This window comes from Streptosporangium sp. NPDC005286, from assembly GCF_040607515.1.
GTDB lineage: Bacteria > Actinomycetota > Actinomycetes > Streptosporangiales > Streptosporangiaceae > Streptosporangium.
Map to the genome: position 1 here is coordinate 40,522 of NZ_JBEXGU010000046.1, position 19,360 is coordinate 59,881.

17 protein-coding genes are annotated in these 19,360 nt (G+C 71.2%); 3 read left to right on the forward strand and 14 right to left on the reverse strand.

Translation table 11 applies throughout. The features are described from left to right. Positions 1-5: 5 nt before the first annotated feature. From ABZU75_RS19020 to ABZU75_RS19030, 3 genes are read right to left on the reverse strand one after another with little or no spacing between them, the layout of a single operon-like run. A complete protein-coding gene (locus ABZU75_RS19020) occupies positions 6-917 on the reverse strand; it encodes a dienelactone hydrolase family protein (protein WP_355555621.1) in 912 nt (303 codons plus the stop codon). Next, positions 914-1,720, reverse strand: a complete 807-nt coding sequence (locus ABZU75_RS19025; RefSeq protein WP_355555623.1) for an oxidoreductase — start codon at positions 1,718-1,720, stop codon at positions 914-916. Before ABZU75_RS19025 ends, ABZU75_RS19020 begins: the two co-directional genes overlap by 4 nt. Next, positions 1,717-3,351: a carbon-nitrogen hydrolase family protein gene (locus ABZU75_RS19030; protein WP_355555625.1), complete on the reverse strand. Its 1,635-nt coding sequence runs from the start codon at positions 3,349-3,351 to the stop codon at positions 1,717-1,719. Before ABZU75_RS19030 ends, ABZU75_RS19025 begins: the two co-directional genes overlap by 4 nt. Positions 3,352-3,439: 88 nt before the next feature. Here ABZU75_RS19030 and ABZU75_RS19035 point away from each other — a divergent pair, with 88 nt between their 5' ends. Then, positions 3,440-3,721 carry a Dabb family protein gene (locus ABZU75_RS19035; RefSeq protein WP_355555627.1) on the forward strand — a complete coding sequence of 94 codons (282 nt, stop codon included), beginning with the start codon at positions 3,440-3,442 and terminating at the stop codon, positions 3,719-3,721. A gap of 73 nt (positions 3,722-3,794) precedes the next feature. Then, positions 3,795-5,096 (forward strand): LLM class flavin-dependent oxidoreductase, encoded by a 1,302-nt coding sequence (locus tag ABZU75_RS19040; protein WP_355555629.1) that lies wholly within the window; start codon positions 3,795-3,797, stop codon positions 5,094-5,096. 3 nt (positions 5,097-5,099) lie between these two features. Here the strand turns inward: ABZU75_RS19040 and ABZU75_RS19045 are convergent, their stop codons facing one another. From ABZU75_RS19045 to ABZU75_RS19085, 9 genes are all read right to left on the reverse strand, one after another. Further along, positions 5,100-5,837 carry an ATP-binding cassette domain-containing protein gene (locus ABZU75_RS19045; RefSeq protein WP_355555631.1) on the reverse strand — a complete coding sequence of 246 codons (738 nt, stop codon included), beginning with the start codon at positions 5,835-5,837 and terminating at the stop codon, positions 5,100-5,102. Next, the gene (locus tag ABZU75_RS19050) at positions 5,830-6,744 is read right to left on the reverse strand and encodes an ABC transporter ATP-binding protein (RefSeq protein ID WP_355555633.1); all 915 of its coding nucleotides are present in this window, start codon (positions 6,742-6,744) and stop codon (positions 5,830-5,832) included. Before ABZU75_RS19050 ends, ABZU75_RS19045 begins: the two co-directional genes overlap by 8 nt. Further along, a complete protein-coding gene (locus ABZU75_RS19055) occupies positions 6,737-7,552 on the reverse strand; it encodes an ABC transporter permease (protein ID WP_355555635.1) in 816 nt (271 codons plus the stop codon). Before ABZU75_RS19055 ends, ABZU75_RS19050 begins: the two co-directional genes overlap by 8 nt. An 8-nt stretch (positions 7,553-7,560) precedes the next feature. After that, positions 7,561-8,514 carry an ABC transporter permease gene (locus tag ABZU75_RS19060; protein WP_355555637.1) on the reverse strand — a complete coding sequence of 318 codons (954 nt, stop codon included), beginning with the start codon at positions 8,512-8,514 and terminating at the stop codon, positions 7,561-7,563. Further along, positions 8,511-9,992, reverse strand: coding sequence for an ABC transporter substrate-binding protein (locus ABZU75_RS19065; protein WP_355555639.1), 1,482 nt, complete (start codon positions 9,990-9,992; stop codon positions 8,511-8,513). The genes ABZU75_RS19060 and ABZU75_RS19065 overlap by 4 nt, the downstream gene beginning before the upstream one ends. Positions 9,993-10,274: 282 nt before the next feature. Then, positions 10,275-11,708 (reverse strand): aldehyde dehydrogenase family protein, encoded by a 1,434-nt coding sequence (locus ABZU75_RS19070; RefSeq protein ID WP_355555641.1) that lies wholly within the window; start codon positions 11,706-11,708, stop codon positions 10,275-10,277. Positions 11,709-11,886: 178 nt separating this feature from the next. Then, positions 11,887-13,326, reverse strand: coding sequence for an aldehyde dehydrogenase family protein (locus tag ABZU75_RS19075; RefSeq protein ID WP_355555643.1), 1,440 nt, complete (start codon positions 13,324-13,326; stop codon positions 11,887-11,889). Positions 13,327-13,364: 38 nt separating this feature from the next. Next, positions 13,365-14,642 (reverse strand): acyl-CoA dehydrogenase family protein, encoded by a 1,278-nt coding sequence (locus ABZU75_RS19080; protein ID WP_355555645.1) that lies wholly within the window; start codon positions 14,640-14,642, stop codon positions 13,365-13,367. Positions 14,643-14,683: 41 nt separating this feature from the next. After that, a complete protein-coding gene (locus ABZU75_RS19085) occupies positions 14,684-15,970 on the reverse strand; it encodes a flavin reductase (protein ID WP_355555647.1) in 1,287 nt (428 codons plus the stop codon). Positions 15,971-16,139: 169 nt separating this feature from the next. Here ABZU75_RS19085 and ABZU75_RS19090 point away from each other — a divergent pair, with 169 nt between their 5' ends. Beyond that, positions 16,140-16,955, forward strand: a complete 816-nt coding sequence (locus ABZU75_RS19090; RefSeq protein WP_355555649.1) for an IclR family transcriptional regulator — start codon at positions 16,140-16,142, stop codon at positions 16,953-16,955. 118 nt (positions 16,956-17,073) lie between these two features. Here ABZU75_RS19090 and ABZU75_RS19095 read toward each other — a convergent pair whose 3' ends face one another. Together ABZU75_RS19095 and ABZU75_RS19100 are read right to left on the reverse strand one after the other, a co-directional pair. Next, on the reverse strand, positions 17,074-17,781 hold the full coding sequence (locus ABZU75_RS19095) for a hypothetical protein (protein WP_355555651.1): 708 nt from the start codon (positions 17,779-17,781) through the stop codon (positions 17,074-17,076). A gap of 173 nt (positions 17,782-17,954) precedes the next feature. Beyond that, on the reverse strand, positions 17,955-18,902 hold the full coding sequence (locus tag ABZU75_RS19100; protein WP_355555653.1) for a hypothetical protein: 948 nt from the start codon (positions 18,900-18,902) through the stop codon (positions 17,955-17,957). Positions 18,903-19,360: the final 458 nt, after the last annotated feature.

Genomic DNA, 19,360 nt, shown 5'->3' on the forward strand with positions numbered 1-19,360 from the left:
TCCTCCTAACGGCGTTGCAGGTCAGGCAGGCCGTCGAGTTCCGATCGGGCATGCTCGTCACCGCACAGGTGTGTCCGCAAGAACGTGGTGATCAGCCGGGAGAGGATCGGTCGCGGTTCGGCCGTGGCCGGTAGGTCCAGGAAGGCTCGCGCGGCGGTCGGGTCCACCGGGTCGGCGATCCCGAAGTGGTTGGCCCCCTCGATGACGGCCAGCAGGTGGGATCCGTCCCGGTCGCCGAGTGCCTCGTCGAACGTCCGGGTGACAGGATCGGCCGGGTGTTCCTCCTGACCGTACCGGTCCGAGCTTCCCATGATCACACCGTCCCTGGTGCCGACCGAGAGCAGGACCGGGCAGTCCACCTGGGCGGGTACCACGGTCCCCGCGGGCCAGCCCAGCATGGTGGCCACCATGGTGTGCGCGCCGTAGGCGAACACGGCCTTCACCTCGGGGAGGTGCCGAGCCGACTGCAGGACCACCGAGCCGCCCGCCGAGTGCCCGCCGAGCGCCACCCGCTCCAGGTCGATCGCGCCCTTCAGCAGGTCGATCTCGGCCAGCGCGGCCAGGATCGCCGGGATCGCCGGGCAGGTCGGGCGCGACCCGTAGATCCCGGGCCGGGCGGCGTCCAGGTCGACGCCGGGCGTCAGCCCGTACTCGCCGCCGAACAGCTCACCCACCCGGTCGAAGGTCACACAGACGAAGCCGGCGGCCGCGATCTCGGTTGCGAGCCATCGATAGGCGTCCTGACCCACGTTGATCCCGGACAGGAACAGCACCACCGGATACGGGCCGCCCTCTGGCCGGAACACCCCGGTCAGCCGGTCGCCGTCCGGGGCCGCCGGGTAGTACACCTTCAGGTGCGAGGTGTCGAAGGGAGGATCGCCGCCGGTCTTCGCCGCCCACCACAGCGATCGGATCACGCGGGCCTCGGCAGCACGCGGTCGCCGCCCCACAGCGCCCGGACCAGCTTGTCGGTCGTCTCCTCACCGAAGTAGCGCACGCCCATGACGTTGGCGGGGTCGCGGTCGGCGATGTTCCGGCGGATCGCCAGATCGGTGGCGGCCAGCGCGGGCCGGTCGGCCTCGGGCACCGGGTCGGCCTCGTCCACCCAGCGCAGCCAGCGGTCGACGCGGGCGTCGAGCAGTTCGCGGACCACGTCGATGTGCTGCTGGGCGCGCGGGAAGGAGTAGCAGTACACGTTGGGCGACAGGCTCGCGCGGATGAACCCGGTCCGGCTGGTGAACCAGGTGAAGTCCGGGTTCTCCTCCTTGAACCGCACCCAGTCGGCGTCCAGTGGTGCGTAGTAGCGGTCGTAGTAGTCGGCCCGCTCGGCCAGGTTCACCCGCGGGATGAAGTCCTGGTAGAACCAGCCCCCCGGCCAGACCAGCAGCGCGATGCCCAGGTGCGGCACGTCGATCTGCGGGCCCAGCCAGGTGGTCAGGTGCAGGTTGGTGAAGCTCGCCTTCGGGTTTCCCAGCCAGGAGTGGACCATCCAGTCGACCTCCGGCCCGGTGTAGGCCTCGATCCGGCCGCCGGGCCCGTCGGGATAGCTGCCGTAGCTGTCGAACCGGTCGCTGGAGGGGTCTCGTGTCAGCTCGAACCTGGCGTCGATCTTCGCCTTGAGCTCGGCGAGTATCGTCCGCAACTGCTCGAACGTCTCGGTGACGTCTATGGCCGAAGACTCGTCGAGCATCTGCTCGACGTGCTGCAACGTTTCCTTCATGAGCTTCCTTCCTGAAGCGCGCCCGCCAGCCGCCACGGTCTGCCGTCCACCAGGTCGGTGCCGCGTGAGACGTGTCGGTTGACAGCCTGCGCCGGGTAGAGATCGGCGCTTACCAAGCGGTCACCGTTCTTGACCGGGGTGACGAGTGGGTGGCTGATGCGACCGCTGAACGGGCCCTCCCAGGCGGCCCAGAGGGTGAAGTCGCGCGGTGTGGCCAAGATGGTCCCGGCCAGGCCCGCCGGCCCGTCGTGACCGGCGGCGACGACGTTGAGCCGGTTCTCCGCGGCCCGTTCCAGCAGGCCGTACTCCAGCTCCCAGGGTTCGGAGGGGGTGAACGGCACCGCGACGACGTCCACGTCGGCCAGCGCCGCCAGCCGGAACGTCTCGGGAAACACGGCGTCGTCGCCGACGATGACGGCGAGTCGTCCCCAGGGCAGTTCGAAGATCTCCAGACCGTCGCCCAGCGAGGTGACACGCCCGGCGTGCCGGGTGACGGGGTGCAGGGCCCGCTGCCGTCCCACGACCCCCTCGCCCGAGATCAGCAGTCCCTCGTGCGCCCCCTGGCGGATCTCGCTGAGCACCACGTGCGCCGCGGTCCCGCGGACGGCTCGCGCCGCCTCCTCGGCACTCACCCCGCACAGCTCGGGGAGCACGATCAGTTCCGCCCCGCCCGCGACCGCCTGCCCGATGAGCTCTCCGGCGGTGCCCGGCTCGTCGTGGGGCCGCACCACGGCCACGGCCAGGCGCTCGGCTCCGGCGGGTGCCCGGCGGCCGCGGGGCTCGGCGGAGATCGGCCGGTAGAGGGCGGGGCGGCGGGCGGTGAGGATGTCCGTGCCGTCGGGGCGGAGCTTGGAGTCGGCGAGGGTGACGTCGATGTCGGCGACGACCACCGCCTCGCCGGTCCGAGGAGCTCTGGCCACGACCGTGCCGTCCGGGGCGACGATCTGGCTCTCGCCCGCGCCGTGCAGCCACTCCGGCGGGACGCCGAGCCCGGCGCCGACGGACTCCAGCATGTCGGCGGGGATCAGCGGCCCGACCTTGTTGGCGGCGACCACCCACACCTTGTTCTCGGCGGCGCGGACGGGGATGTGCAGGCTCGCCTCGTCCACGGCGAACGAGTTCAGGCTGTTGAGCAGCACCTGCGCGCCGCGTAGCACCAGCCCGCGGGTGACCTCGCTGATCACGCCCTCCATGCAGGCGTACATGCCGAGCCGGCCGAGTTCGGTCGCGATCACCGGGCCCACGGCCGTCCCGGGATCGAGGTGGTCGTTCTCCGCGCCCATCAGGGTCTGCTTGTCGGCCTCGCCGAGGAGGGTGCCGTCCGGGCCGTAGAGCAGGGAGGCGCCGGTGGTGCGCCCGTCCTCCCTGGCGAGGGTGACACCGATCTTGACATACGCGCGGTGCCGGGCGGCCCGCTCGGAGACGGCGGTGAGAAACGGGTCCCCGTGGCGGCAGGCCAGCCGCCGGGCGTGCGCGCGGTCCTCGTACCAGGACAGGTGGTTGCAGAACTCGGGCAGCACGATCAGTTCGGCTCCCCGGGCCGCGGCCGAGTCGATCGCGCGCAGACAGGCGGCCAGATTGGCGGCCGGGTCCTGGCCTGTCTCGAGTTGCGCCGCGGCGACGCGTACCATGTGCACTCCTCGATTGTTACGTCTAGAGAAACGGTGTTTCCGAGACATAGGATCTCGCGAAACCGGAGGAAATGTCTAGGAGGCAATCGTGCTGACCCATGTGGTGCTGATGAAGTTCACCGACCCGCGGGACGCGCCGAAGGCCAGGGATCTGCTCGAGGGCATGGGTGGCCGGGTCGAGCAGATCCGGGATCTCGTCGTCGGCCTGGACATGATCGGGTCGCCGGTCTCCTATGACCTGTGCCTGGTCACGCGGCACGAGTCCGCCGAAGAGTTGTGCGGTTACCAGGAGCATCCGGCCCACCTCGAGGTGGCGGCCTGGCTTCGCCCGAGGCTCGCCGCCCGTGCCGTGGTGGACCACGATTCGTGATCCAATCCTGCTAGTCTCCTCTCCCGAAACAACGTTTCTCTATGAGAAACACCGTGCGGGGCTGGAGGATGAGATGAGAAAGCTCCACTTGAACGCCTTCCTCATGGGCGTGGGCCACCACGAGGCCGCCTGGCGCATCCCGGGCGCGGACCCGTCCAGAGTCACCGATATCCGGCACTACCAGGAACTGGCCAGGACCGCCGAGCGGGGCAAGCTCGACTCGGTGTTCCTGGCCGACTCCCTGTCCTTCTGGGGCGACATCAAGTACCACACCCTGGGCGGACTGGAGCCCCTGACGATGCTGGCGGCGATGGCGGTGGTCACCGAGCACGTCGGCCTGATCGCCACCATGTCCACCACCTACAACGAGCCGTTCAACGTGGCGCGTAAGTTCGCCTCGCTGGATCACATCAGCGGTGGCCGCGCCGGGTGGAACATCGTCACCTCGGCCAACGAGTCGGAGGCGCGCAACTTCGGCGGGAGTCTTCCGCTGCACGCCGTCAGGTACGCCAGGGCCACCGAGTTCGTGGACGTGGTCACCAAACTCTGGGACAGCTGGGAAGACGGTGCCGTCGTCGGCGACCAGTCGGAGGGCATCTACGCGGACGTGGAGAAGGTCCGCGCCGTCGAGCACGAGGGAGAGCGGTTCAGGGTCAGCGGGCCGCTGAACATTCCCCGCTCGCCGCAGGGCCGGCCGCTGCTGGTCCAGGCGGGCTCCTCGGAGGACGGCAAGGAGTTCGCCGCCCGCTATGCCGAGGCCGTCTTCACCGCGCAGCCGGTCATCTACTCGGCCCAGGCGTTCTACGCCGACTTCAAGAGGCGGCTCGCGAAGTACGGCAGGAGCCCCGAGGACGTGGCGATCCTGCCGGGCCTGTCGCCGATCATCGGCTCCACCGAGCGTGAGGCGGCACAGCTGCAGGAGGAGCTCGCGTCGCTGGTCGTTCCCGAGTCCACCGTCGCCACGATCTCCGAGATGCTCGGCGTGGACCTGACGAAGCACCCGCTCGACCAGCCGCTGCCCGACATCCCCGGGGTGGTTGAAGGCCAGCGGAGCCGGGCCGGGGTCATCGTCGACCTGGCCAGGCGGGAGAACCTGTCGCTGGAACAGCTGATCCGCCGCCTGTCCGGCAACCGGGGGCACCGCGTGGTGTCGGGCACCCCCGAGCAGATCGCCGACCAGATCGAGGAGTGGTTCGTCAAGGGCGCTGCCGACGGCTTCAACGTCATGCCTCCGACGCTGCCCGGCGGCCTGGCCGACTTCGTCGATCACGTCGTGCCGGAACTGCAGCGCCGGGGCCTGTTCCGTACCGAGTACGAGGGCCGGACGCTCCGCGGGCACTACGGTCTCGCGCGTCCCGTCGTGGCACACGCGTAGCGGTCAGGCGCCGGGGACGGCCGCGACCAGTGCCCTGGTGTAGTCGTGCGAGGGCCGGCCGAGCACCTGCTCGGCCGGCCCTGTCTCGACCAGCCGGCCGGCGTGCATCACCGCGACCCGATGGGCGACGGCGCTCACCACGGCCAGGTCGTGCGAGATGAACAGGTAGCCAAGGCCGCGCTCCTCCTGCAGCCGGAGCAGCAGGTTGATGATCTGGGCCTGCACCGAGACGTCCAGGGCGGTGACCGGCTCGTCGAGCACCAGCAGGTCGGGAGAGAGGGCCAGCGCCCTCGCCATGCCCACCCGCTGCCGCTGCCCGCCGGAGAGCTGGTGCGGGTGACGGCCGGCGAGTTCCGGGTCCAGGCCCACCTCCGCGAGCAGGCCGGGCACGTCCCCGCGCACGTTCTGCAGGCGCAGCGGCTCCCGCACGATCTCCCCGACCGTCCAGCGCGGGTTCAGCGAGGTGGCGGGGTCCTGGAAGACGAGCTGGAAACGGGGCCGCAGCGGGCGCAGCCGCCGGCGTGACAGGGCGGCCAGCTCCACCCCGTCCAGGCGCACGCTCCCGCCGGTGGGCTGCGTCAGCCGCGCCACGCACCGGGCCAGCGTCGACTTCCCGCAGCCGGACTCGCCCACGATCGCGAGCGTCTCGCCCCGGTCGACCTCGAACGTCACGCCGTCCACCGCACGCAGCGCGCCGTAGCTCTTGCGCAGGTCCGTGACGCGGAGCAGCGGTTCAGCCATCCTGCACCGCCCAGCAGGCCACGCCATCGGCGAGTGGCGGGGTCTCCTTCGCGCAGCGGGCGAGCGCGGCGGGACAGCGGGGATGGAAAGCGCAGCCGGGTGGTCGCGACCTGGGCGCCGGTGGGTACCCGGGGATCACCGGTAGCGGCCCCCGGCCCGTACCGATCCGCGGCCGGGATCGCATGAGTGCGGCGGAATAGGGGTGGCGCGGCGCGCCAAGGACCTCCTCCACGGTTCCCGTCTCGACCAGGCGGCCGGCGTACATCACCGCGATCCGGTGCGCGGCCCCGGCGACGAGGCCGAGGTCGTGGCTGACAAGCACGGTCGCCGCTCCCGTCTCCCGCTGCGCGGCACGCAGCACCTGCATGATCTGCTCCTGGACCGTGACGTCCAGCGCGGTGGTGGGCTCGTCCGCGATCAGCAGGGACGGCCGGAGCGCGATGGCCATCGCGATCACGATCCGCTGCCGCATCCCGCCGGAAAGCTCGTGCGGGTAGACCCCGGCCCGCTCAGGGCCGATGCCGACCTGCTCCAGCAGCTCCGCCGCCCGTCGCCGGGCCCCGGTACGGTTCGCGCCGTGGATCCGCAGCACCTCCGAGATCTGTACGCCGATCCGCATGAGCGGATCGAGCGATGTCGCCGGGTCCTGGAAGACGAAGCCGATCTGGCGCCCTCTGATCCGTTCGAGCCGGGCCTCGGTGAGTTCGGCGCCGTCCAGAAAGGCCGTCCCTTCGGTGACCTTGGCAGGGCCGGGCAGCAGGCCGGCCACGGCGAGCATGGTCATCGTCTTACCCGACCCCGACTCGCCGACCATGCCGAGCACCTCGCCCGGCCGTACTTCGAAGGAGACGCCGTCCACGATCCGCACGCCGCCGGCGGTCACCACCAGGTCCTTCACCTCAAGCATGGTCGTCCGTCCGAACGTCGAGGGCGTCACGGAGTCCGTCGCCCAGCAGGTTGACCAGGAACACGGTCAGGGTGAGTGCCAGCCCCGGCCACAGCGGGATCCACCAGGCGGTCTCCAGCAGCTCGCGCCCGTCGTTGAGGATCGTGCCCCAGGAGGGGGCGGGGGGGCGCACGCCCAGGCCGAGGAACGACAGGCCGCCCTCGACGAGCACCATCGTGCCGACCACGAAGGTCCACATCACCAGGTTGGCGCCGGCCACCGCGGGCAGCAGATGCCGGGTCAGCACGTTCAGGTGACCGGCGCCCGCTCCGATCGAGGCCGCCACGTAGTCCTCTCCCCTGACCTGCCTGACGATCGTCCGGGTCACCCTGGCGGAGGTGACCCAGCCGGCGAGGGTGAGCAGCGTGATCAGAACCGGTGTCGAGGAGCCCACGACGCCAACGGTCGCGATCGCCAGCACCAGGAAGGGAAAGGCGATCCACAGGTCGCCCAGGCCCATGATCAGCCGGTCGATCCAACCGCCGAGATAACCCGAGAGCAGCCCCACCACGATTCCCGCCGCGCAGGCCAGCGTGCTGGCCGCGAAGCCCACCAGCAGCGAGGTCCGCCCGCCCGCCAGGACGCGCGCCAGCAGATCGCGGCCGAGCTGGTCGGTGCCGAGGGGGTGGCCGGCCAGCGCGCCCTCCATCCAGAACGGCGGCGCCAGTTTGGCCGGCAGGTCCTGCTCCAGCGGATCCACACCGAGCAGGGACGGCCCGAACGCCACCGCGAGGGCGATCAACGCCAGCCCCGCCAACGCGATCCGCACCGACGGCCTCATCCGGCCGCCTCCCTTCTGACCCTGGGGTCGGCGAGTGCGCCGAGTACGTCGCCGAGCGCGCTGACCGCGACCACCAGCACGGCCACCACGAACACCGTCGCCTGTACGATCGGGTAGTCCTGCTGGAAGATCGCGTCCACGAGCTGCTTGCCGATCCCGTCGTAGGCGTAGAGCTGTTCGACGATCACCGTGCTGGACAGCAGGTAGGCGCTGTCGACCACGAGGAAGGCCAGTACCGGCGGGAAGGCGTTGGGCAGCGCGTGCCGCGTGAGCACGCGCAGGCGGCCGCCCCCCTTGGCCCGGACCGTCCGGATGAAGTCCTGCTCGATCGCCTCCAGCAGGCCGGCCCTCACCAGTCGTACGACACGGGCGACGGTGAAGGCGGCCAGGGTCAACGTCGGGAGCACCGAATGCAGCAGGCTCTCCGAGCCGTAGCTCGGCAGCCAGCCGAGCCAGAGCGCGAAGACCAGCAGGAGCAACAGGCCGAGCACGAAGTTCGGTACCGCCTGGGCGACCGCGGCGCCCGTCGTGATCGCCCGGCCCGCGGGGCGCCGGGCCCGGGCCGCGGCGAGCATGCCGAGCGGGACGCCGATCAGCAGGGCGAGCGCGAGCGTGGCACCGACGATCTGCAGGGTGAGCGGCAGCCGGACCAGCACCGCGGAAACGGCGGGCTCTCCCGTGCGGGAGGAGACACCGAAGTCCAGCCGGGCGACATCGCCCAGGAACGCGCCGTACTGCGTCCACAGCGGCAGGTCCAGGCCGAGCTCGCGGCGGACTCTGTCGATGTCCTCCGCGGTGCCGCCGGGTCCCACGAGGACAGCGGCGGGATCACCGGACAGACGCAGGAGGAAGAAGAGCAGGGTCAGCACGCCCAGTACCGTCACGGCGAGCCGGACCAGCCATACCGCACCCGTGCGAAGAACGCGCGGGCCTGTGCGGTCTGCTTTCATGCATTCTTCTTGGATTCGGCGAACAGCACGTGGCCGTCGCTGTTGAGCTTCAGGTCGGACTTGGGCGAGTGCATGTAGACCGTCTTCGGCCAGGCCAGGAAGACCACCCCGGCCTCGTCGTGGAGCCGCTTGGCCATCGCCTTGATGGTCGCCTCCCGGTCGGCCTGATCCATCTCGGTCTGGCTGCTCGCGAACAGCTTGATGTACTCCTCATCGTCCACGTGCCGCTGCACGCCCTCGGGTTGCGGCCCGAAGCGGCTGACGCCGGCGATGTCGTGCAGGTCGACGTAGTCGGTCTGCCAGTAGAGCAGGGGAACCTCGCTCTTCTTCAGCAGCGTGGTGATGAAGGACGACAGGTCCTGGATGACCACCTCGGACTTGACTCCGACCTTGGCGAGGTAGCCGGCGGTTATCTCGGCCTGCTGCTTGAAGATGGCGGTGGTGGCGATGTTCAGGGTCAGCCCCTCGGCACCGGCCTCCTTGAGCAGGGCCCTGGCCCGCTCGGGGTCATGCGGGAAGGCCTCCAGAGAGGGGTCGTAACCGACGTAGCCGGGTTGGAGCAACTGCCCGGTGGGCACCTCGCCGTAGCCCGACAGCCCGGACCTGACGAACTCCTCCTTGTTGACGGCGAGGTTGAGCGCCAGCCGCACCCGCTTGTCGCGTAGCTTGGGCTCCACCTCGCCGATCATGCTCAATATCGCGCACGAGCCGGCCGAGACGGACTTCGCGACGAACGAGCCGGTCAGCTCCGCTGCCACCGCGGGCGGCAGGCCGTAGGCGCCGTCCACCTCGCCGGTGCGTAGTGCGGTGGTCAGCGTGCCCGGGTCGGGGATGGCGACGACGCGGCCGGTCTTGATGCTCTCCGACTTCCGCCAGGCGTCGGGGAACGCCTCCAGGTCGATGCTCTTGGCCGGGGTGTAGGCGGTCACCCGGAAGGGGCCGGTGCCCGAGGCAACGGTGCCCGGCTTCTCCGCGAAGATCGCCGGGTCGGTCATGCCCAGCCTGGCCAGGCGGTTCAGCAGGATGGGGTCCGGCTTCTTCGTCATGATCCGCACGGTGTCCGGGCCGACCACCTCGGCGCCGGCCAGCGTGCCCATCTGCCCGACGCGGAAGGCGAACGCCGGGTCGCCGGAGAGCAGCCGCTCGATGTTGGCCTTGACCGCGGCGGCGTCGAAGGCGCCGCCGCGGTGGAACCTCACCCCCTGACGGAGCGTGAACTCCATCGTGAGGTCGTCGATCGTGCGCCAGGCGGTGGCCAGAGCCGGCTCCGGCTTGCCGCTCGCGCCGAACGCGACCAGCGGTTCGTAGACCTGGGCGTTGAAGGTGGCTCCCACGTTGGAGAGCGCGGCGGCCGGATCGAGGGAGTTGGTTATGGCCGTGGAGGCGACGATGAGCGGCGCACCGGCCGTCGCCGTCGCCGCCTTCTTCGGCGTGGTCGCGCACCCGGTGGCGAGCGCCGCGGCAGCCAGCCCGCCCATCTGCAGAATCCTTCGGCGAGTGAGTTCCACGACGCCACCTTTCCTGTATCTCTGTGAGATACGCCGTTACGATAGAGGAAACCTAGGAGGGAATTTTGGGATCGTCAAGGGGCGTGGCGCGCCGGCTGGGAGACGTCCGCTGAGAGCTCTGCCGCGGCGAGGTGCGAATGCGGGCCGAATGCCTTCGACCTGTCGTGACCTGCGGCATCGCCGAGGTCGCTGAACAGCCGTGGCGCCTCCGGCGGGGCCCGGAGCGCTCACGGCGGGTCTGCTGGACTGTGATCAGCCGGGGTAGGCCCCCGCGGCCATGCCGCCTCCGCCGGGGCGGAACGCGGCCGGGGCGTGGACGACCGCGGACTGGACGTACTCCAGCAGTCCCTCCTTGCCGTATTCGCGGCCGTATCCGCTGCGCTTGACCCCGCCGAAGGGGGCGCGCAGCGACATCCCGGTGCGGTTGTGGGTGTTGACGAAGACGAACCCGGCCTCGAACCGGTCCGCCAGAGCGAAGGCGCGCTCCTCGTCGGCGGACCAGACGGAGGCGCCCAGGCCCAGCTCGCCCGCGTTGGCGCGGGCCAGCACCTCCTCCTCGCCGTCGTAGACGAGCAGGGGCACCACCGGGCCGAACTGCTCGTCGGCCACCAGCGGGGCGTGGTCGTCCAGGCCGATGACCAGGTGCGGTGTCACGAAATATCCTGATGACGGGTCGTGGCCGGGTACGGATCGGCCCAGCGGCACGGCCCTCCCGCCACCGGCGCCCGTCGAGGCCGCCACCAGCGCGCCGATCCGGTCGGCGGCGGCGGCCGAGATGACCGGGCCCATGGTGACCTCCTCCGCCAAGGGGTCGCCGACCACCAGGACGCGCTCCGCCGCCGCGAGGTACGCCTCGATGAACTCGGTGCTCCGCGCTCGCGGCACGTACAGCCGTTTGGCCGCCATGCACACCTGCCCGCCGGTCGCGAACGACGCCATGACCAGCCGCTCGTAGTCGGCGCCGGTCAGCGCGAAGTCCGGCAGGAAGACGGCCGGGTCGTTGCCGCCCAGTTCCAGCACCGAAGGAGTGATCATCGCACCGGCCGTCGCGGCGATCTCCCGCCCGGCGGCGTCGCCGCCGGTGAACGCCACCTTGCGGACGAGCCGGTGGCCGACCAGCGCGCGGCCGGTCTCCGCGCCGCCGTGGATCACCCAGGTGGCGGGCAGCGTGGCCGCGATCTCGGTGACGGTCAGCGGCGCCAGCGGGGACGGTTTGAGCACGACCGCGTTGCCCGCCACCAGCGCGGGCCCCAGCTTGAGCATCGCCAGGATGATCGGGGCGTTCCACGGGGTCACGCAGCCCACCACCCCGTACGGCTTGCACCGCACCACCAGCCGCCCGGCGGCGTCGTCGACCTCCACGGAGGCCAGTGCCGCCGGGGCGCGGTCACAGGTCCAGCGCAGGAACGTGACGGCGAATCCGATCTCGCCGCGGCAGTCGGCCAGCGGCTTGCCGGTCTCCCGGGCCAGCAGCGTCGCCAGCTCCTCCAGCCGGGCGGCCACGGTGTCGGCGGCGTGCCGCAGGGCGGCGATCCGCTCCGCGACCGGGATCCGCGACCACTCGCGGAACGCGCCGTCGGCGCGGTGGACGACCTCGTCCACCCTGGCGGGGTCCGTGACCGGCACGCTTCCGACGAGTTCACCGACGCGAGCCGGATTCTCCCTGAAGATCAGGTTCTCACGCATCGGATCCTCCTTGAGCGGGCCCTTGTCCCGCGGTCGTACGGGCGAGACGAGGGCCCGCGCAGGGCCCGTGACCGCACGGAGCCCGTGACCGCACGGAGCCCGGCGGGCGCGAGCCGCACCGCTCGTTCCCGGGCCGCCGAGCGGGGTGTTCACCTGGGCGGAGTCACCGGCACGCGCCTCAGGGGCGCCGCCTTCCGTGGAGGGCGAAGCCGCCCTCCACCCCGACGACCCTGGCGCCTGTGAAGAAACGGAGGGTCTCGTGGGTGCCCTCCTCGCCCAGACCGGACAGGCCCCAGGCCGGTCGCGGGGTGGACAGGTGCAGGCTCATGACGCTGGAGCCGTTGACCTTCACCTCGCCGGCCCGGACACGCCGGGCGACCGCGAGGGCCCGCTCCTCGTCCGTCCCCACGACGTACCCCTCCAGCCCGTACGGCGTGGCGTTGGCCAGGCCGACCGCCTCGTCCACGGTGTCGTAGGGGACGACCGCCGCGGCGGGGCCGAAGATCTCGTCGGTGAGGTCGGTGCCGGTGATCAGTGTGGGAGCCAGGAAGTTGCCGTCCTCCGGCACGGTCCCGTACGACACGGCCCGGCCCCCCGCGGCGGCGATCGCGTCGCGGACCCGTCGCAGATGAGCGGAGTGGATCAGCGGGCCGAAGTCCGTCTCCTCCTCCAGCGGGGGACCGGCGCGCAGCGCGCGCAGCCGCTCACCGACGGCCTCGACGAGTTCGCCGAGGCGGTCGCGGGGCACGATGAGGCGGCCCAGTGCCCGGCACCACTGGCCGTTGAGCGTGGTGAGCAGGTCGGCCGCGGCCCGGGCGGCGGTCTCGGTGCCGGCGTCGGGCAGGACCACCAGGGGGTTGTTGCCGCCGAGCTCCAGCTGGGCGGGGCGCAGACCGGCGGCGCAGGCGGCGGCGACCGACCGGCCCCCGGCCAGGCCGCCGGTGAAGGAGACCGCGCGGACGCGTGGGTCGCCGACCAGCCGCTCGCCCGTCCTCGGGCCGCCCTGGACGAGCTGGAAGACACCCGGGGGGAGCGTCTCATGCAGGACCCGGGCGAGCAGCTGGGAGCCGTAGGGGGCGTATTCGCTCACCTTGAGGATCACCGGACAGCCGGCGGCGAGCGCGCTGGCGGTCTTGTGCGCCGCCATCGGCGCGGGGGCGTTCCACGGCACCAGACACAGGGCGGGCCCCAGGGGAAGCCGGTGCACCTCCACCGTGCGGCCGTCCTCACGGATCTCGGTGCCGAGCAGCCGGCCCCCGCGCAGTTCTCCCGCGGCCAGCCGGAACGCGCCCCCGATGATCATTCCCAGCGGGGCGGTCTGGCGGATCGGCACGCCGGTGGCGAAGGACTCCAGGGCGACGATCGCCGGGATCCGCGCTTCGAGCGCGTCGGCGACGGAGTCAAGGATCTCGGCCCGGCGTTCGGACGAGGTCGCCGCCCAGGAGGCCGACGTGTTCTCGGCCGCGGTGAGCGCCGCGCCGACCCGGGCGGCGGAGGTGCCCACGGCCCGGGTCACCGGCTTGCCCGTCGCGGGGTCCTCCAGGTCAAAGCCCAGGTCGTCGGTGCAGGTGGCCCAGGTGCCGTCGACCAGGTCCTGGACTTCGGGAATGTCGATCATGGATGCTCCAGGGCTGTTCTCGGGTGCGCCCGGTCGTCTCACGGACGGTCCGCGATGGCGAACAGTTCGTTCTCCTTGGCCTGGGTGACCATCTGGGCGGCCTCAAGTTTGCCGCGTTCGGCGGGGAAGGTCATCACCAGCCCCATCGCGAGGTCGCGCAGGGCGCGGCCGACCACACCGCCCATCATCGCGCCGGAGGTGCCGGAGGCCTTGAACGCGCCGAGGGCGACCTGGAAGCACGCCTCGGTGACCGAGCCCTTGCCCATCCGCCACTGCCGGAACACCTCGGACTTGGGCCGCAGCGGCGGCTCGGAGGTCTCCAGCCGCAGCTGGCGGCGGAGCCACAGGTAGGCGGTCTCCAGCTGTACCGTCATGTCGCCGATCAGCACCTGGTGCATCGGGCTGGCGGCGATCGGCCGCCCGGTGTCGGCGAAGGTCTTCTTGGTGAGCTGCTCGACCACGACGTCGTAGACGTTCTGCGCGCATCCGGTGTAGACGGCGGAGATGGCCAGCTGGTTGCCGACGAAGCTGCCCCGGCTCATCTGCAGCATCCGGGTGAACGCCCCGGGGATCGTCAGCGCCTCGTCGTCGGGGATGAACACGCCGTCGAGCCGGATGCCGTTGTTGGCCGTGGCCCGCATGCCCAGACCGTCCCACGGCGCGCGGACGGAGACCCCCGGCGCGTCGCGTGGCACGAAGAACGTGGCCAGGCCCTCGGCCGTGTCGTACCCCTCCAGCTTGGCGGTGGTCAGGTAGTGGTCGGCCACCCCGGTGGCGCAGCCGAAGGACTTCTCGCCGACCAGGACCCAGCCGCCCTCGGTACGGCGGGCGGTGGTGGCGATGGTGATGTTGGCGCCGGAGCTCTTGACCGACTCGGAGGCGAAGTTGGCCAGCCACGTCCCGGAGGCCATCCGGGTCAGCACCTTCTCGGCGAAGGCCCGCACCACGGGGGCCTCCTCGTCGGTGAACAGGCCCGCCTCGATCGCCTCCAGCGGCAGCAGCCCTCGGGAGGCGCTGGTGTTGTGGAAGAAGTAGGCCAGTGCCGTGGACGGGCACGCCGTGCCCATCGCGAAGGTGGCCGCGGCCAGGTCGCGCAGTGTGCCGCCGAGCCCGCCGTGCTCCTCGGGAACCACCAGCCCGAGCAGCCCGGCCTCGCGCAGCAGCGCGATGTGCTCGATCGGGAAGAGGGCGTCCTCGTCTGCCTTGGCCGCGGCGGCGCGCAGCGCGGGCAGCACCGCCTCGACTCGGGCCGCACGGGCGCGCTCGGCATCGGTCATGTCGTCGACGAGACGTTCGCCGGTCAGCTTGTCGGTCACGTTGTGCCCCCTCAGGCAGGTGGAGTCGGGGTGGTACGGGTTCAACTGACGAATCGGTAGGTGCGTCCGGGCAGGGGGGAACCCCAGGAGCCCTCCAGCTCGGTGGCGCCGGCGACCAGGGCGGTACGGTCGACGGAGCTGGCCACCTCCAGCTGGGAGGCCAGGAAGAGCACGTCCTCCCCGGGGAGTGAGCCGTCCACTCCGCCGAGCGTGGTGTCGAAGTTCCCTACCCCGCTCTTCATCGCGACCAGCGCGTTGACCATGCCGATCCCGTTCCGCTCCCGCAGGCGGACCCGCAGGACGGCGGACCGGGCCGCGGCGGAGGCGTCCCGCAGGAGCTCGCGTACCCGTAGCGGGGAGGCGTGGAGCCTGCCCTCCTCCAGCCCGATCTCGTCGCAGCCGAGGTCGGCCAGCCGTCCGACCGCGGAGACGACGGCGTCCGCGCGGTCCTCGGCGAAGGACTCGGTTATGTGCGCGACCGTCGTCAGACCCGCCCGCCGGGCGGCCTCCACGGTCGGGGCCGCGCTCTCCGGAGCCGGCGGGCCGGCGCCCGCACGCACGGAGGCGGCGTGCTCCTCAGCCGAGACGACCACCTCGACCACCCCGGCACCCGCGCGGACGGCGGAGTGGACCTGGGCGGGTTCCACGATCAACGCGGAGGCCGTGACCGGGTCGAGGTTCTCGGCGGGGAGCGGCTCGCCGTACGGGTCGAACAGCCGGACCCTGGTACCCGCGGCGCGCAGCGCGCGGGAGATCCTGGCCAGCCGCGCCTCCTCGTAACCGCGGGTGCGCAGGATCGACAGCAGGCCGGTGTCGGCGACGGCGACCTCGTCGGGAAGCGGGTCGGCGAGCTGGCCCCAGGCCCGGGAGTGGAACAGCACGGGAGCCACGCGCCGGGGCGTGTCCGCCGCCAGTACCTCGCCGACGAAGATCGTGTGATCGCCGCCCGGGTAGGCGTGCGCGACCCGGCAGTCGAGCCAGCCGATCGAGTCGGCGAGCACCGGGGAGCCGGTCACGCCCGTGACCCAGCGCGCGTCGGTGAACGGGCCGTTCGGTGCGGGCTCCTGCCCGGCGAACCGGCGGCCGAGCGCCGCCTGGTCCCTGCCGAGAATGCTGACGGCGAAGGTTCCCCGTTCCTCGACGAGGCGGTGGGTCCGGGTGGTCTTCGCGAGACAGACCAGGACCATCGGCGGGTCCACGCTGACGCTGGAGAACGAACTGGCCGTCATGCCGTGCCACTCGCCGCCGGCGGTGCCGGTCGTCACGATGACCACGCCGCTCGGCCACTGTGCCAGCACCGCGCGGAAGGAAACACCGTCAGTAGCCACTGCCCCTCACTGTTTCACTGTTGGAAACGTTGTAACGCTGAAGGTAACGATGTTGCGTGGTCGGTGTCAACGCGGAGGTGACTGTGTTTCCAGGCGGAGGTGGTCGTGTTTCCAATGGGGAAATCTCTCGCCGTAGAGTGGACTCCTGCGAAGACGAGAGGAGCGCCGGGTGCCAGCGAGGACCAGCGCGAGACCGGCGGACGCCGTGGACGAGGGCGACGGCCAGAGCCGGTCGATCGCGGCAGTGGAACGCGCGATGGACGTGCTGCTGCTGTTCGGGCGCAGCAACCGCCCGGATCTGGGGGTGACCGAGATCGCCGCGGAGCTCGGCCTGACCAAGGCGGCCGTGCACCGTATCCTGACCGCGCTGCGCAGCCGCGAGCTCATCGCGGCCGACCCGGTCACCAGGCGTTACTCACTGGGGCACGCCGCGATCGCGCTCGGCCGGGCCTATCTGGCCCGCACCGACCTGCGCGCCATGGCCGGCCCCGAGCTGCGCGGGCTGGCGGCCCGCACGAGGGAGACCGCCACGCTGTCGGTACGGCGCGGCGACACCCGCCTCTACGTGGAGCAGGTGGTCCCCGAGCAGGAGTTGCGGATAGAGGTCTCGCTCGGCATCCCCTACCCGCTGCACGCCGGCGGTCCCTCCAAGGCCATCCTGGCGTTCCTGCGTGAGGAGGAGGTCGAGGGCTACCTGAGCCGGCACGGTCTGGAGGCGCTCACGGACAAGACGATCACCGATCCGGCCAAGCTCCACACCGAGCTGGCCGCGATCCGGCGCCGGGGCTACGCCACCTCCTACGGCGAGCGGCAGGAGGGCGCCACGTCGATCGCCGTCCCGGTGTTCGACCATGGCGGCGGTGTGATCGCGGCGATCGGCGTGTCCGGGCCGAGCACCCGGTTCAAGTCACACATGCAGGAGTCGGCGCCCCTGGTGGTCGAGGCCGCCGGCCGTCTGTCGGCCCAGCTCGGTCACCGCCGCTGATCCGTTCGCGGCGGTGAGGTGCCCCGCCCCCGTGCCGGCCGGGTCCTCTCTCCCGGAGCCGCCGCGGTGAGGCGGGGTGCGCCGGAGTCCGGTTCCGGAAGGACCCGGAACGGCGCCGTCAGAGAAGCGCCCCCGGTTTGAGCACGCCCGACACGGCCGCCGCGAGCACGCTGCCCCAGATCACCCAGACATAGGGCAGGCACCCGTCGACGGAGCCGCGCAACGTGCGCTCCACCTCCGGAGTCGAGCCCGTGGTGACAAGGGTGCCGAAGGCGGGGCCGAAGGCGCGGAGCTTGAGCCGGATGCCCAGTCCGGCCGCGAGGGCCAGCGCGTAGAGCAGCAGTTTGGCCCCCAGCCATCGGGGGTTCGTGTCCACCCCGAACGGACGGTCGGCCAGCAGGGTGTAGCCCGCCGCCCCGGCGATCGCGGTGACCAGCGCGATCCGGATCGCCCAGTCGGCCTGCCGTACCCGGGGGAATCGGCCGTGGGTGCGGTGGTCGGCCACGGTCAGCAACAGCCAGAGGGCGGTGAAGGCCCAGACGAGCAGGACCGACCAGAGTGGGAAGAGGCGCACACCGAAGAGTTCGGCCCCGTGCGGTTCGAGCGCCATGAGCGTCACCCCGCTGGGCAGGAAGAGCACCAGGCAGATCTTCGGGCCGAGGTCCAGACCGCTCATGATCTTCAGCGCGGTGGCGCGAGCGGCGGGGGTCAGTGCCGGATTCAGCACGGATCTGCTGGAGTAGAAGACGCCCAGGTCCCCGCCCAGCCAGAAGACGAACAGCACTAGGTGGAGCACGATCCACCAGCCGTGCGGATGAGGTCCCACTCAACACTCCCTTGATTGCCGGTTTTGGAAACGAAGTTACAGTGTCCGAAACGCGATGGGGAAGGGGGGCGGGTCCAGGAGAGAGGCGGCCCCTGCGCCGGGGCCGCCCGGCGCACGGTGCCGCCGGAGCGTTTCCGTCCGGCGGCACCGTGCACGTCAAGCGGGTTACGGCGTCAGGAGTTCGGGATGACCGCCGCGTACGGCAGGCTGCCGCCGAGGACGACGTTGGCCCGGCTGCCGCACGTCGAGAGGTCGCCTGCGTCGGTGCAGTAGTGGGAGGAGGTGTACGAGCCGGTCGCGAGGTCCCGCGCCCAGGTCGAGGTGAAGTCCCGCAGCCAGGAGGTCTGCGTGGCGTTGGGGGAGCAGGTGGCGCCGAGGATGCCGATCGCGTCGGTGTTCTCGCCCTCGGCGTCGATGTGGCAGCTGCCGCCGGAGGGAATGCCCAGGGTGTACTTGGTCCACACGAGCTGGATGCCGACGAAGCGGGACCCGAGCGCCGCCAGCGCGCCGAAGGAGTTGTTGAACAGGTTGATGACGCTCGGCCGCGCCGCGATCTGGAGGACGGGGCGGGTGTTGCCGGCCGAGACGGCGAGAAGGTTCTCGGTGAAGCCCGAGGAGGCCACGCCGTCGAAGAGGATCGCGCCCTTCAGGTTCTGGTAGCCGTTGCCGGCCAGGCGGGCGCCGACGACGCTCGCGAAGTGGCCGCCGGCCGAATGCCCGCCGACGATGTAGTTCACCGGCAGGGCCCTGCCGTTCGGCGGGGTGATCGCGCGAGAGCTGAGCAGGTCGCCGAGCTGGTTGCCCAGTGCAGGGTTGCCGTTGCTCATGTCGGCGTCCACGCAGAACACCATGACGCCCTTCTCGGCGATCGCCTTGCTGGTGTTGCGCAGGTGCGAGCAGTTGCGGCTGAATCCGTGCTGGGCGAGCATCAGGGCCGTGGCGGTGCCGTTCGGCAGGTACCAGGTCAGGTTGTACGAGGTTCCCGCGATGGTCGTGGAGTCGGTGACACACGTGGTGGTGCTCGAGGAGTAGCCGCCGCACGCCGTGGCGGCCTGCGCGGCCGGGGCGGCCACGATCGTGGTCGTCAGAAGCATGCCGATCATGGCGGTGAACACGGCCATGACCCTCCGCGGACGTCTGTTGACGTTGACCTTCACTTTTCTCCCTGTGTGCTCGGTGGGGGGGCGGTGCCGGCCCGGCGGGGCCGGCATGATCCGGCGATGCTCCCGAACCCCGGGATGCCGCCATCCGGCACGGTCGTGAACGCACCGGCCGAGGTGACCGCGGGGTTAGATCACGCCTTGATCGATACGCGTCAAGAGGCACCCCTTCACGGGTTCCGGGCAGAGAAAATGGAAACACCGTTTCGCAAAAATGGAAACGTTGTTTCGCACAGTATGGCTTCAGGTCCACGCGATGCAATGCCCGGGATCGCTCGATCTCCCGGGGAACGTTCCACAGGTCACCCGGGGCGCGGATGAGCGTCCCGATGCCGACGGGCACAGGAAGCCGCCCGCGCCGCGGGGGGGGGCGGGGGGCGTGCTGTGCCCCCTGGTGAGGAGACCGGTTGCAGGTGTGG

Excerpts from the sequence above, each read along its gene's own strand:
- ABZU75_RS19070 (WP_355555641.1), bottom strand. The coding sequence starts at position 11,708 with ATGCGTGAGAACCTGATCTTCAGGGAGAATCCGGCTCGCGTCGGTGAA.
- ABZU75_RS19040 (WP_355555629.1), top strand. The coding sequence starts at position 3,795 with ATGAGAAAGCTCCACTTGAACGCCTTCCTCATGGGCGTGGGCCACCAC.
- ABZU75_RS19030 (WP_355555625.1), bottom strand. The coding sequence starts at position 3,351 with ATGGTACGCGTCGCCGCGGCGCAACTCGAGACAGGCCAGGACCCGGCC.
- ABZU75_RS19075 (WP_355555643.1), bottom strand. The coding sequence starts at position 13,326 with ATGATCGACATTCCCGAAGTCCAGGACCTGGTCGACGGCACCTGGGCC.
- ABZU75_RS19100 (WP_355555653.1), bottom strand. The coding sequence starts at position 18,902 with ATGGCCGTGTTCACCGCCATGATCGGCATGCTTCTGACGACCACGATC.
- ABZU75_RS19050 (WP_355555633.1), bottom strand. The coding sequence starts at position 6,744 with ATGCTTGAGGTGAAGGACCTGGTGGTGACCGCCGGCGGCGTGCGGATC.
- ABZU75_RS19045 (WP_355555631.1), bottom strand. The coding sequence starts at position 5,837 with ATGGCTGAACCGCTGCTCCGCGTCACGGACCTGCGCAAGAGCTACGGC.
- ABZU75_RS19025 (WP_355555623.1), bottom strand. The coding sequence starts at position 1,720 with ATGAAGGAAACGTTGCAGCACGTCGAGCAGATGCTCGACGAGTCTTCG.
- ABZU75_RS19065 (WP_355555639.1), bottom strand. The coding sequence starts at position 9,992 with ATGGGCGGGCTGGCTGCCGCGGCGCTCGCCACCGGGTGCGCGACCACG.
- ABZU75_RS19060 (WP_355555637.1), bottom strand. The coding sequence starts at position 8,514 with ATGAAAGCAGACCGCACAGGCCCGCGCGTTCTTCGCACGGGTGCGGTA.